Origin of the sequence: Burkholderia sp. KBS0801, from assembly GCF_005937855.2 — a bacterium.
Lineage (GTDB): Bacteria > Pseudomonadota > Gammaproteobacteria > Burkholderiales > Burkholderiaceae > Burkholderia > Burkholderia ambifaria.
In genome coordinates this window covers 997,114-1,009,440 of the sequence record NZ_CP042177.1, presented here as the reverse complement: position 1 = coordinate 1,009,440, position 12,327 = coordinate 997,114, and the positions used below count along the sequence as shown (strand labels likewise).

At 65.5% G+C, this 12,327-nt stretch carries 11 protein-coding genes and 1 other RNA gene; 6 read left to right on the top strand and 6 right to left on the bottom strand.

Translation table 11 applies throughout. The annotated features are described in order from the left end of the window. Window positions 1-18: 18 nt before the first annotated feature. The 3 genes from serC to gyrA all read right to left on the bottom strand — a co-directional run bounded on the left by serC (window position 19) and on the right by gyrA (window position 4,549). Complete coding sequence (gene serC, locus FFI87_RS04945; RefSeq protein WP_138848090.1) at window positions 19-1,101, bottom strand: 3-phosphoserine/phosphohydroxythreonine transaminase; 1,083 nt, start codon at window positions 1,099-1,101, stop codon at window positions 19-21. Window positions 1,102-1,262: 161 nt separating this feature from the next. Further along, window positions 1,263-1,862: a DUF2059 domain-containing protein gene (locus FFI87_RS04940; protein WP_006750759.1), complete on the bottom strand. Its 600-nt coding sequence runs from the start codon at window positions 1,860-1,862 to the stop codon at window positions 1,263-1,265. 83 nt (window positions 1,863-1,945) lie between these two features. Further along, complete coding sequence (gene gyrA, locus FFI87_RS04935; RefSeq protein WP_012363342.1) at window positions 1,946-4,549, bottom strand: DNA gyrase subunit A; 2,604 nt, start codon at window positions 4,547-4,549, stop codon at window positions 1,946-1,948. Between the two features lie 537 nt (window positions 4,550-5,086). Here gyrA and ompA point away from each other — a divergent pair. From ompA to ssrA, 4 genes are all read left to right on the top strand, one after another. Further along, on the top strand, window positions 5,087-5,755 hold the full coding sequence (gene ompA / locus FFI87_RS04930; protein ID WP_006750761.1) for an outer membrane protein OmpA: 669 nt from the start codon (window positions 5,087-5,089) through the stop codon (window positions 5,753-5,755). A 154-nt stretch (window positions 5,756-5,909) separates the two neighbouring features. Beyond that, window positions 5,910-6,608 (top strand): bifunctional 2-polyprenyl-6-hydroxyphenol methylase/3-demethylubiquinol 3-O-methyltransferase UbiG, encoded by a 699-nt coding sequence (gene ubiG, locus FFI87_RS04925; RefSeq protein ID WP_011656273.1) that lies wholly within the window; start codon window positions 5,910-5,912, stop codon window positions 6,606-6,608. 13 nt (window positions 6,609-6,621) lie between these two features. Continuing rightward, window positions 6,622-7,338, top strand: a complete 717-nt coding sequence (gene gph / locus FFI87_RS04920; protein ID WP_012363341.1) for a phosphoglycolate phosphatase — start codon at window positions 6,622-6,624, stop codon at window positions 7,336-7,338. Window positions 7,339-7,355: 17 nt separating this feature from the next. Further along, window positions 7,356-7,725: a transfer-messenger RNA gene (ssrA, locus tag FFI87_RS04915) on the top strand. 236 nt (window positions 7,726-7,961) lie between these two features. Here ssrA and FFI87_RS04910 read toward each other — a convergent pair. The 3 genes from FFI87_RS04910 to FFI87_RS04900 form a co-directional block, all read right to left on the bottom strand. Next, window positions 7,962-8,315: a DUF4148 domain-containing protein gene (locus FFI87_RS04910; RefSeq protein ID WP_011656259.1), complete on the bottom strand. Its 354-nt coding sequence runs from the start codon at window positions 8,313-8,315 to the stop codon at window positions 7,962-7,964. 324 nt (window positions 8,316-8,639) lie between these two features. After that, entirely contained in the window at window positions 8,640-8,909 is a 270-nt protein-coding gene (locus tag FFI87_RS04905) for a hypothetical protein (protein WP_012363336.1), read from the bottom strand. A gap of 100 nt (window positions 8,910-9,009) precedes the next feature. Then, window positions 9,010-10,116 carry a substrate-binding domain-containing protein gene (locus FFI87_RS04900; RefSeq protein ID WP_138848091.1) on the bottom strand — a complete coding sequence of 369 codons (1,107 nt, stop codon included), beginning with the start codon at window positions 10,114-10,116 and terminating at the stop codon, window positions 9,010-9,012. A 131-nt stretch (window positions 10,117-10,247) separates the two neighbouring features. Here FFI87_RS04900 and FFI87_RS04895 point away from each other — a divergent pair, with 131 nt between their 5' ends. Both FFI87_RS04895 and FFI87_RS04890 read left to right on the top strand, forming a co-directional pair. Beyond that, the gene (locus FFI87_RS04895) at window positions 10,248-10,748 is read left to right on the top strand and encodes an NAD(P)H-dependent oxidoreductase subunit E (protein WP_138848092.1); all 501 of its coding nucleotides are present in this window, start codon (window positions 10,248-10,250) and stop codon (window positions 10,746-10,748) included. Next, a complete protein-coding gene (locus tag FFI87_RS04890) occupies window positions 10,745-12,322 on the top strand; it encodes a formate dehydrogenase beta subunit (RefSeq protein ID WP_138848093.1) in 1,578 nt (525 codons plus the stop codon). The genes FFI87_RS04895 and FFI87_RS04890 overlap by 4 nt, the downstream gene beginning before the upstream one ends. The last annotated feature ends 5 nt before the right edge of the window (window positions 12,323-12,327 follow it).

The following is a 12,327-nucleotide window of genomic DNA, read 5'->3' as shown; positions in this document are numbered from 1 at the left end:
GTTTGAACAGCGTCGCGCTCAGGCGCCGCGCTGTTCGAAGTCCTTCATGAACTCGACGAGCGCCTTCACGCCCTCGAGCGGCACCGCGTTGTAGATCGACGCCCGCATGCCGCCGACGGACTTGTGGCCCTTCAGCTGCAGCAGCCCGCGCGCCTTTGCGCCGGCAAGGAAGTCTTCATTGCGCGTTTCGTCGGCCAGGAAAAAGGGTACGTTCATGCGCGAACGCACCGCCGGCTCGACCTTGTTCAGGTAGAAGCCGCTCGCATCGATCGTGTCGTAGAGCAGCTTCGCCTTCTCGATATTGCGGGCCTCGATCGCCTCGAGGCCGCCCTGCCGCTTCAGCCACTGGAACACGAGGCCCGCGATGTAGATCGCATAGGTGGGCGGCGTGTTGTACAGCGAGTTGTTCGCGGCGACGGTCTTCCATTCGAATGCGGACGGGCAGATCGACAGCGCGCGATCGAGCAGATCCTCGCGAACGATCACGACCGTCACGCCGGCCATCCCGATGTTCTTCTGCGCGCCGCCGAACAGTACGCCGTACTTCGCGATGTCCATCGGGCGCGACAGGATGTGCGACGACACGTCCGCGACGAGGGGGACGTCGCCGAGATCGGGGATTTCGAACGTCTCGACGCCGTCGATCGTCTCGTTCGTGCACAGATGCACGTACGCCGGATCGTCCGACAGTTGCCACTCGGCGCGGGTGGGCGCGCGGGTGAAACCGTCCGCCGTCTTGCCCGATGCGGCCAGATGCGGCGTGCCGTATTTCTTCGCCTCGTTGAACGACTTCTGCGACCACGAGCCCGTCACGACGAAGTCGGCGGTCTTGCGCGAACCGAGCAGGTTCATCGGCACGATCGCGTTCTCGGCAATGCCGCCACCCTGCAGGAACAGGATCCGGTGGCTGGCCGGCACATCGAGCAGCTCGCGCAGGTCAGCCAGCGCCGCCTCGTGGATCGACATGAATTCCTTGCCGCGATGGCTCATCTCCATCACGCTCATGCCGCTGCCGTGCCAGTCGAGCATTTCGTCGGCGGCCTGCCGCAGCACTTCCTCGGGCAGCGCCGCAGGACCGGCGGAGAAATTAAAGACGCGCATCGTGAAAACCTCGGGAGGGACGCGACCGGCTTGCCGCCGGCAGAAAGAACCGCGCCAGAAAAGGAATGGCCGCTTGCGCTCGCGCGCAAACGGCCATTATCGCACTGTCATCAGGCTCCCGCCAAACCCGGCCGAATGGCCGGGCGGCGTGCCCGGACGGCTTACTTGCCCGGCTTGACTGCCGCGACTTCCTTGTCAGCCTGCGCGCGCGTCGCCTGGATCGCTTGCGGCATGTACTTCTGCATCAGGCCGTTGACCACGTCGCGACCGACCTGATCCTGAACCTGGATGAACTTGCGGCCCGTCGGGCTCTTGTAGAACGTCGTCAGATCCTTGATCTCCGACGTGCTGTAGTACTTCGCGTAAGCGTCGTACTGAGCCGACATCGCATCGCTCTGGAACTGCTGCGTGCCGAACACCTTGCCTGCGCCGTCAACCAACTTCGGCACCGCGTTCTTCTGCAGCGACGGCACGGCCGCCTGCTTCTGCTTGTCGTTCAGCGACTTGTTTTCCGACAGCGCGTCCGACAGGATCGCCGGCACGAGCTGCTTTGCCTGCATTTCGGCGCTGTTGCCGATAGCCGAGACGAGCTTCGGCGCGTCGATCGCGTCGAGCAGATCCTTGATCGCAGCCTTCTTGTCGGCGTCGATCGGCGCAGCTGCCGCGGTCGCAGCCGGTGCGGAATTCGACAGCGCTTGCGCCATCGCGAACGTCGGCACCAGTGCAGCCAGCAGAACCAGTTGCTTGAATTGCTTTTGCATCATCACTCCCTTTTGGAAATATGAATGGTTGCTCGCCGACCGCGGCGCGTGGCGCCCGCGGCGGCTCGAGTCTCATCCGTTATTCAGGCTTCGCCGTCCGACGCCTCGTCGGCCTCGCCTTCGCCCTCTTCGGCTTCCGCGACCTGCTGCAGGCCGGAGAGCTTGGTACCCTCATCGAGACTGATGAGTGTAACACCTTGCGTAGCGCGCCCCATCTCGCGTATCTCGGAAACGCGGGTACGAATCAACACGCCGGCGGTCGTGATCAGCATGATCTGATCCTCGGCGTCGACGAGCGTCGCGGCCACGACCTTGCCGTTGCGCTCGGACGTCTGGATCGCGATCATCCCCTTCGTGCCGCGGCCGTGACGCGTGTACTCGGCGATCGGCGTGCGCTTGCCGTAGCCGTTCTCGGTCGCGGTGAGCACGGTCTGCTCCTCGCTGCCGGCGACCAGCAGCGCGATGACCTGCTGGCCGTCTTCGAGCTGCATGCCGCGCACGCCGCGCGCCTCGCGCCCCATCGGGCGCACGTCGTTCTCGTCGAAGCGCACGGCCTTGCCCGAGTCGGAGAACAGCATCACGTCGTGCGCGCCGTCGGTGATCGACGCGCCGATCAGGTAGTCGCCCTCGTCGAGGCCGACCGCGATGATGCCCTTCTTCATCGGGCGGCTGAATGCCTCGAGCGGCGTCTTCTTCACGGTGCCGAGCGACGTCGCCATGAACACGAACTTGTCGGCCGAGAATTCCTTGACCGGCAGCACGACGTTGATCTTCTCGCCGTCCTGCAGCGGGAACATGTTGACGATCGGGCGGCCGCGCGAGTTGCGCGAGCCCTGCGGCACTTCATAGACCTTGACCCAGTACACGCGGCCGCGGTTCGAGAAGCACAGGATGTAATCGTGCGTGTTCGCGATGAACAGCGTCTCGATCCAGTCGTCTTCCTTCATCTGCGTCGCCTGCTTGCCGCGACCGCCGCGCTTCTGCGCGCGATACTCGGACAGCGGCTGCGACTTCACGTAGCCCGCGTGCGACATCGTGACGACCATGTCCTGCGGCGTGATCAGGTCTTCCGTATTCAGCTCGGTCGCGTTCAGCTCGATGCGCGAGCGGCGGGCGTCGCCGAATTCGGCCTTCACCGACGTCAGCTCGTCGCCGATCATCGTCGTGATCCGCTCAGGGCGCGCGAGGATGTCCAGCAGGTCGGCGATCTGCGCCATTACTTCGCGGTACTCGCCGATGATCTTGTCCTGCTCGAGACCGGTCAGGCGTTGCAGACGCATCTGCAGGATTTCCTGCGCCTGCGTGTCGGACAGACGGTACAGCCCGTCGGTCTGCATCCCGAACGCGGGGTTCAGGCCTTCCGGACGATACGCGGAGCGGCCGCCCGCCGACGCGTTCTCGGTCTCGGCACGCGTGAGCATCTCGCGCACGAGCGACGAATCCCACGGCTTCGCCATCAGCTCCTGCTTCGCGATCGGCGGCGTCGGCGCGGCCTTGATGATCGCGATGAACTCGTCGATGTTCGCGAGCGCGACCGCGAGACCTTCGAGCACGTGGCCGCGCTCGCGGGCCTTGCGCAGTTCGTAGATCGTGCGGCGCGTCAGCACTTCGCGCCGGTGCGACAGGAAGCACTGCAGGATTTCCTTCAGGTTCAGCAGCTTCGGCTGGCCGTCGACCAGCGCGACCATGTTCATGCCGAACGTGTCCTGCAGCTGCGTCGCCTTGTACAGGTTGTTCAGCACGACTTCCGGCACTTCGCCGCGCTTGAGCTCGATCACGACGCGCATGCCGCTCTTGTCGGACTCGTCGCGGATGTCGGAGATGCCCTCGAGCTTCTTCTCGTTGACGAGCTCGGCGATGCGCTCGAGCAGCGAGCGCTTGTTCACCTGGTACGGCAGCTCGTCGACGATGATCGCCATTCGCTGGCCGCGGTCGATCTCCTCGAAGTGCGTGGTGGCGCGCATCACGACGCGGCCGCGGCCGGTGCGATAGCCGTCGCGTACGCCGGCGACGCCGTAGATGATGCCGGCCGTCGGGAAGTCCGGGGCCGGGATGATCTCGATGAGCTCGTCGATCGTCGCTTCGGAATTGTTCAGCAGGTGCTGACAAGCGTCGACGACTTCGTTCAGGTTGTGCGGCGGGATGTTGGTCGCCATGCCGACCGCGATGCCCGACGAACCGTTGATCAGCAGGTTCGGAATGCGCGACGGCAGGACCGCCGGCTGCATCTCGTTGCCGTCGTAGTTCGGCTCGAAGTCGACCGTTTCCTTGTCGATGTCGGCGAGCAGTTCGTGACCGATCTTCGCCATGCGAATTTCGGTGTAACGCATCGCCGCGGCATTGTCGCCGTCGATCGAGCCGAAGTTGCCCTGCCCGTCGATCAGCATGTAGCGCAGCGAGAAGTCCTGCGCCATCCGGACGATCGTGTCGTACACCGCGGTATCGCCGTGCGGGTGATACTTACCGATCACGTCACCGACGATACGCGCCGATTTCTTGTACGCGCGGTTCCAGTCGTTGTTCAGTTCGTGCATCGCGAACAGTACGCGCCGGTGCACGGGCTTCAGGCCATCGCGGACATCCGGAAGGGCACGTCCGACGATCACGCTCATCGCGTAATCGAGATACGAACGGCGCATTTCCTCCTCGAGGGAGGTGGGCAGGGTCTCTTTGGCGAATTGATCCATGTATCCGTATCGTTTCGGAGCGAAGACGGCGACCGCCTTTCGCGTGGGCGCTGCATGCGCAACGCAACGCGAGATTCTAACATGCACCCATCGGCCGCCAGTTCGCCACCCCCTCTATATGTAAACAGCAAGAAACGTCGTCACGGGCGGGCCACCCCGTCCCCGTCTTAATCGCGCCCCTTCACTGCCCTGCGCGGCGGCATGAATCAATGGCGCGCACGCGAGTAAACATATGCAGCCTTTCGCGCAATTTCGCCGACACGCTCTTGACAATCCCTAAAAGTTACGGCAGGTCGGTGTTGCGCATGCACCACAAACGTTGAGGCGATCTTGGGGTGGGGAGGATTTTTTTTCGTAGGAAGGGAACGATATGGCAAAATGCCAACGCACTGAAAGTTAGACGCTGCTCGAAGTCTACACAGAGCGGTGCCACGTTTTTTGTGCCGCACCAATGTTATACTTCGAGCAATGTATGACTTGTCACCGTCAACAGGCTCGCAGTAAACCTGCGGTAATCTCAATTTCGAGAGGAGAAATATGAATAAACTTTCAAAGCTCGCGTTCATTGCAGCTACCGCAGTTATGGCTGCATCCGCTTCGGCACAGTCGGTGCCGGCGTCGCGTCAAGCCGTCAACGACAACTGGGTGAACGGCACGGGCGAATGGGTGTGGATGAACGGCACGAACGAGCTCTGCTGGCGTGACGCGTTCTGGACGCCGGCCACCGCCAACGCAAAGTGCGATGGCGCACTGGTCGCCCAGGCACCGCAGCCGCCGGTCGCTCCGGTCGCTCCGGCCATCTCGAGCCAGAAGATCACGTACCAGGCCGACGCACTGTTCGACTTCGACAAGGCAACGCTCAAGCCGCTGGGCAAGCAAAAGCTGGACGAACTGGCTTCGAAGATCCAGGGCATGAACACGGAAGTGGTCGTCGCAACGGGCTACACGGACCGCATCGGTTCGGACAAGTACAACGACCGTCTGTCGCTGCGCCGTGCGCAAGCAGTCAAGTCGTACCTGGTCAGCAAGGGTGTCCCGGCCAACAAGATCTACACGGAAGGCAAGGGCAAGCGCAACCCGGTCACGACGGGCTGCAACCAGAAGAACCGCAAGCAACTGATCGCCTGCCTCGCACCGGATCGCCGCGTGGAAGTGGAAGTGGTCGGTACGCAAGAAGTCCAGAAGACGACCGTTCCGGCGCAGTAAGCCACGGTTTTCGACTGCTTCAAAGCCCCGCTCCGGCGGGGCTTTTTCGTTGCCGCCCGTCCACGCGCTCGTCGCTTCGCCGCTCGCCCGCATCTTATATACTCGGGGCTGACGCACCGTTGCACCGCCCTCCTCCCGTAGCCCGTTTGCCGACATGACCAACGCCGATCCGCACGAACTCCAGAAATTCAGCGACCTCGCCCATCGGTGGTGGGATCCGAATGCCGAATTCAAGCCCTTGCACGAGCTGAACCCGGTCCGGCTCGGCTGGATCGATGCGCATGCGCACCTGGCCGGCAAGCGCGCGCTCGATATCGGTTGCGGCGGCGGCATCCTGTCCGAATCGATGGCCGGGCTCGGCGCGCAGGTCAAAGGCATCGACCTGTCGACCGAGGCGCTCGGCGTCGCGGATCTGCACAGCCTGGAAAGCGGTGTCACGGTCGACTACGAGGCGATCGCCGCCGAAGCGCTCGCCGAACGCGAGCCGGGCACCTACGACGTCGTCACGTGCATGGAGATGCTCGAGCACGTGCCGTCGCCGGCCGGCATCGTCTCTGCGTGCGCCACGCTCGTCAAACCGGGCGGCTGGGTGTTCTTCTCGACACTGAACCGCAACCTGAAGTCGTACCTGTTTGCGGTGATCGGCGCGGAATACATCGCACGAATGCTGCCTAAGGGCACCCACGACTACGCGCGCTTCATCCGGCCGTCGGAACTGGCGAGCTTCGTGCGCGGCACCGATCTGCACATCGTGGAGATCAAGGGCATTACCTATCACCCGATCGGCAAGCGCTTCGCGCTGTCGAACGACACCGACATCAACTACCTCGTCGCGTGCCGCCGCGGCGCGTGACCTTCCAACCGGCATGACGACTCCCCTTTCGACCGGGCGGGCCGCGCTCGACGAGCCGCGCCTGCTGCACTGCGCTGCGGTGCTGTTCGACCTCGATGGCACGCTCGCCGACACGGCGCCCGATCTCGCCGCTGCGGTCAACAAGATGCAGCGCGTGCGCGGCCTGCCCGAAACACCGCTCGATGTACTGCGCCCGCTGGCATCGGCCGGTGCGCGCGGCCTGCTCGGCGGCGCGTTCGGCATCGCCCCCCAATCGCCCGGCTACGACGCGATGCGCGACGAGTTCCTGGCCAATTACGCGACGGACATCTGCGTGCACACGACGCTGTTCCCCGGCATCGGCGACGTGCTCGACGAACTCGATTCACGCGGCGTGCGCTGGGGCATCGTCACGAACAAGGTGATGCGCCTCACCGCACCGCTCGCCGACCTGCTCGGGCTGGCGCCGCGCGCGGCCTGCATCGTCGGGGGCGACACAACGCCGCACTCGAAACCGCATCCGGCCCCGCTGCTGCATGCGGCCGAACAAATGACGCTCGCGCCGGAACGCATCGTCTACGTCGGCGACGATCTTCGCGACATCCAGGCCGGCAGCGCGGCAGGCATGGCGACGGTCGCGGCCGCCTATGGTTATTGCGGCGACGGCGCTGCGCCGGCCGACTGGCAGGCGCAGCATCTCGTCGGCTCGACGCAGGAACTACGCGAACTGCTGCGCGATGTTGGGCTATAATGATCGATCTGATCCGCGGGGGCGACCTGGTTTCGACAGGGGTTGTGAAGCGGCTAGGGCATGTCGAGGACCCGTCACCTCGTTAATCAATGGGAAAATCGTAACTGCAAACGACGATACGTTCGCACTGGCAGCCTAACGGCCGCCGTCCTCTGCCTAGTTCACTGACGGGCTAGTGTCGCAAGACCGGTAGCAATACCGCCAGAGGTCATTTACGTCAGTTAAGCCCTGTCGGCGTCGCGACGCCAGGGTCGAAAATCTAGCGAATCGCCGTAGTGCAGCGTGTTCGTCCGCGTCGCTGCGGTTAAATCAAATGACTGAACTAAACATGTAGAACTAGTCGTGGAGCGCTTCTGGACGCGGGTTCGATTCCCGCCGCCTCCACCAAATTCCGCGCTTGACGCACAAACCCCGCACGACGCAAGTCTGCGGGGTTTTTTGTTGCCGGCGAAACCGTACGTCGCGCGCCTTACCGAAAAAGCGCCCAGCCCGGACGGGCCAGGCGGAATGCCACCGGTATGCCGACGGCAGGAGGTAACGGATGCTCGGTACCGCCGGGCACCGCGACGAGGCGGCGACGTGTCGTTCCGCCGGCCGCGCGGCATCACCGGGCGACGCGACGCTTAGCTGCCGCGATACAGCGACTTCATTTCTTCGGCACTGGCCGGGCGCACGCCGATCGCACGCGAGCCCGATGCCGATGCGCCCTGCGCTTGTGCGCCATAGCCGCTGGCATCGGCGCCTTGCGCCTGGGCAAGCGCGCTGCGTTGCTGCTCGGCGACGCGCGCCGTGGCTGCCTGGATGGCTTCCGGATAGTGCGGATCTTCGCCGCGGGCGGTGTTGTAACCGGCCTGCTGGAGCTGAACCAGTTCGGCGCGAACCTGTGCGCGGGTGAGCGCCGAGCCGGGCTGCGCGAACGACACGACCGGGGCGACGAGAGCGGCAGCAACGACAACGGCTTGAACGAGCGACTTCATGATGACCTACCTCCAGATTTGTCTGATTTCGCGGTGAACACCCGTTCATCGCTGACAGATCGAAGTTTATGTAGGCGCGTGCTTAAGAATAAGGCAGGTTTCAGGAAGACATCCTTCCTGGATTCAGGGTTAACCCTAGATTTCTGAATTCGACATTCGGCCGCTCCGGCGCCGGAGGCTCAGGCTCGAACACAACGTACGTGCCGCAAAAAACAGGGCCCCGCGAAGCAGCAAGCTCCGCGGGGCCCGGGGACAACCGCCCGATCTCGTGCGGTTATCGGCAACGCGTTCGCGGCGGCTGCGATGCCGCGCGCCGGCGCGGCCTTACTGGGTGTCGAGCGGGCACTTCAGGTTACAGCCGTTCGGGTCACCCAGATCGCCCTTGCGGCGCAACGCCGACTTCTTGCCGTTCTGGTATTTCTGCGACGGCGCTGACGCCGCGAACGGCATCTGCGGATGCTCGGCCAGGCGGAACTGCTCGCTCAGGATCCCGCCGGGCACGCCGGGAGAATTCTGCGCGAACGCAAACGGCGAAACAGCGACTAGAAGCCCCGCGGTCAACGCTGCCGCGGCAAGGGGAACGGAAAATTTCATGGCGGGATGACGCCTGAACGGCGTGCTTGTTGGAACGTTGATCAAGCGGCAAGCGTAGCGCAAATCCCCCGCTGTTGCAGCGCGCTTCGCACGCTTGCCGTTACCGTGCGTTGCCGTCCGGCCCACCGGCTTCGGCCGTGCCGGCGAGCCCCGCCGCGATGCCGGTCAGCGTCCCGCATGCGGCCGGATCGTAGCCGTCGAGATGCGCGACGCGCTCGACGAAGCGCGCATCGCGCAGCAAGGCCAGCACGCCGGCGAGCGGATGCGAATCGAGCCGCGCGCGTTCGCACGCGAAGTAATAGTCCTCGTCGACGACCGGGATGAAATCGAGCCCGAAATGATGGGCGGCCGGCTCGACGCCGAAGCCCAGATCGGCCATCCCGCTCGCGACGAACGCGGCGATCGCCGAATGCGTGAGTTCGGCCGACGCATAGCCGTCGATACGCTCCGGATCGATGCCGATCGCGCGCAACGCGAGATCGAGCAGCATGCGCGTGCCCGACCCCGGCTGCCGGTTCACGAAGCGGATGTCGTTGCGCGCGAGATCGGCGAGCCCGCGGATCTGCTTCGGGTTGCCGCGCGGCACGAACAGCCCCTGCTGGCGACGGGTCAGATGAATCAGCACGTGACGCGTGTCGTCGAGCCACGGCCGGTAGATCTGCGCGCACTGCTCGCGAAACGCGCCGCGCGGCAGATGGAACCCGGCCAGCTCGCATTCGCCGCGCGCGAGCGCCTGCACGGCCTCGACACTCTCGCGATACTTGATGTCGACGGCAGCCTGCGCATCGACGAGCGCGGAAACGAGCGCTGCGACCGCGTAGCCGTGCGATGCATGGATGCGCACGGCGCCATCGCGTTGCGCGAGCCGCCGGTTCAGGTCGCTCGCCACCTCGGCCGCCAGCGTGCGCAGGTTCCCGTCGAGACGGCTGCGCGCGAGGCGCTGCGCGTCGACGACCGCCCGCCCCAGCTCCGACAGCGTCGATCCCTTGCCGCGCGCGGTTTCGATCAGCTCGCCGCCAACGCACGACTCCAGCGCGCGCAGCAGGCCCCACGCGTGCCGATACGACAGCCCTTTCGCCTGCGCGGCCTGCGCGATGCTGCCCGTCTCGGCCACGAGCTCGAGCAAAGGCGCGACGTCCGACAGGCTCGCGGTGCGGCCCTCCGTGTCGCGTACGGTCAGATACGCGTCGCATTCAATTCGAATCAATTATGCACTCCGATTTCCTATTGCGACTGCGAAATCTTCCGCTTATCGTTGGGGAAAATCAATCAGTACGAAGTCCTGCTGCGCACTATATGCATTCCCAGCGCATATGAGACTTTGGAGGAGCATAACCGATGTCCCCGAATTCCCCTGCGCCCGACGTGCTCGTCGAGCGCCATGCGCGCGCCGGCCGCTCGCTCGTCGCGATCCTGCACGCGATCCAGGGCGACGCCGGCTACGTGCCGGCCGGCTGCGTTGCGCCGCTCGCGAAGGCACTGAACCTGTCGCGCGCGGAAGTGCACGGCGTGCTCACCTACTATCACCACTTCCGCACCGCGCCGCCCGCACGCGTGACGATCCAGATGTGCCGCGCCGAGGCGTGCCGCAGCATGGGCTGCGAAACGCTGGCCGCGCACGCGGAAGCGCGCACGGGTTGCCGGTTCGACGCCGCGCACGGCGATGGCGCCGCTGCGCACGCGCCGGGCGACGTCGCGCTCGAATCGGTCTACTGCCTCGGGCTGTGCGCACAATCACCGTCGATGACGGTCAATGGGGTGCTGCACGCGAAGGTCACGCCCGAGAAGTTCGACGCGCTGCTCGCCGACGCGGCCGCCCACACCCCGGAGGCCGCATGACGACCCGCATCTACGTTCCGCGCGATTCGTCCGCACTGGCGCTCGGCGCCGACGCGCTTGCCGCCGCGATCGTCGCGGAGGCCGAGCGGCGCGGCGTCGCGATCGAACTGGTCCGCAACGGTTCGCGCGGCTTGCTGTGGCTCGAGCCGCTCGTCGAGGTCGGCACGGCCGCCGGACGCGTCGGCTACGCGAACCTGTCGGCCGCCGACGTGCCGGCGCTGTTCGACGCGAACTGGCTCGACGGCGGCGCGCATCCGAGCGGCGTCGGCCTAGTCGATGCCCTGCCCTATCTCGCGCGCCAGCAGCGCCTCACGTTCGCGCGCATCGGCCTGACCGATCCGCTGTCGATCGACGACTACCTGAAGCACGACGGCCTCGCCGGCCTGAAGAACGCACTCGCGCTCGACGGCGACGCCGCGTGCGAGACGCTGATCGAATCGGGGCTGCGCGGCCGCGGCGGCGCGGCCTTCCCGGCCGGCATCAAGTGGCGCACGGTCCGGCAGGCCAGCGCGACGCAGAAGTACATCGTCTGCAACGCGGACGAAGGCGATTCGGGCACGTTCTCCGATCGCCTGATCATGGAAAGCGATCCGTACTGTCTGATTGAAGGGATGATCATCGCGGGTATCGCGACGGGCGCGACGCTCGGCTACATCTACGTGCGCAGCGAATATCCGCACGCGATCGCGGCACTCGAAACCGCGATCGTGCGCGCCCGTGAAGCCGGCTGGCTCGGCGAACGCGTGCTCGGCTCCGCGCATGCGTTCGACCTGCACGTCGCGAAGGGCGCCGGTTCGTACGTGTGCGGCGAGGAAACGGCGCTGCTCGAATCGCTCGAAGGCAAGCGCGGCGTCGTGCGCGCGAAGCCGCCGCTGCCGGCGCTCTCCGGCCTGTTCGGCCAGCCGACCGTGATCAACAACGTGATCACGCTCGCGACCGCGCCGGTGATCTTCGCGCGCGGCGCCGCGTTCTATCGCGACTACGGGATGGGCCGCTCGCGCGGCACGCTGCCGTTCCAGCTCGCGGGCAACATCCGCCACGGCGGACTCGTCGAGCTCGCGTTCGGCGTCACGCTGCGCGAGCTGCTGTTCGACTACGGCGGCGGCACGGCGAGCGGCCGGCCCGCGCGCGCCGCCCAGGTCGGCGGCCCGCTCGGCACCTATCTGCCCGAACACCAGTGGGACGTGCCGCTCGACTACGAGGCCTATACGGCCATCGGCGCGGTCGTCGGCCACGGCGGCATCGTGCTGCACGACGACACGTCGAATCTCGCGGAGCTCGCCGAATACGCGATGAAGTTCTGCGCGATCGAATCGTGCGGCAAATGCACGCCATGCCGGATCGGATCGACGCGCGGCGTCGAGACGATCGCACGCATTCGCGAAGGCGACACGTCGGAGCGACAGGTCACGCTGCTGCGCGACCTGTGCGACACGATGCTCGCCGGCTCGCTGTGCGCGATGGGCGGGATGACACCGTACCCGGTGCTGTCCGCGCTCGATCATTTCCCCGAAGATTTCGGGCTCGCCGCCGGCAAGCAAGCCGCGTCGGGTCCGGTCAAGGCTGCGGCCTGACCCAG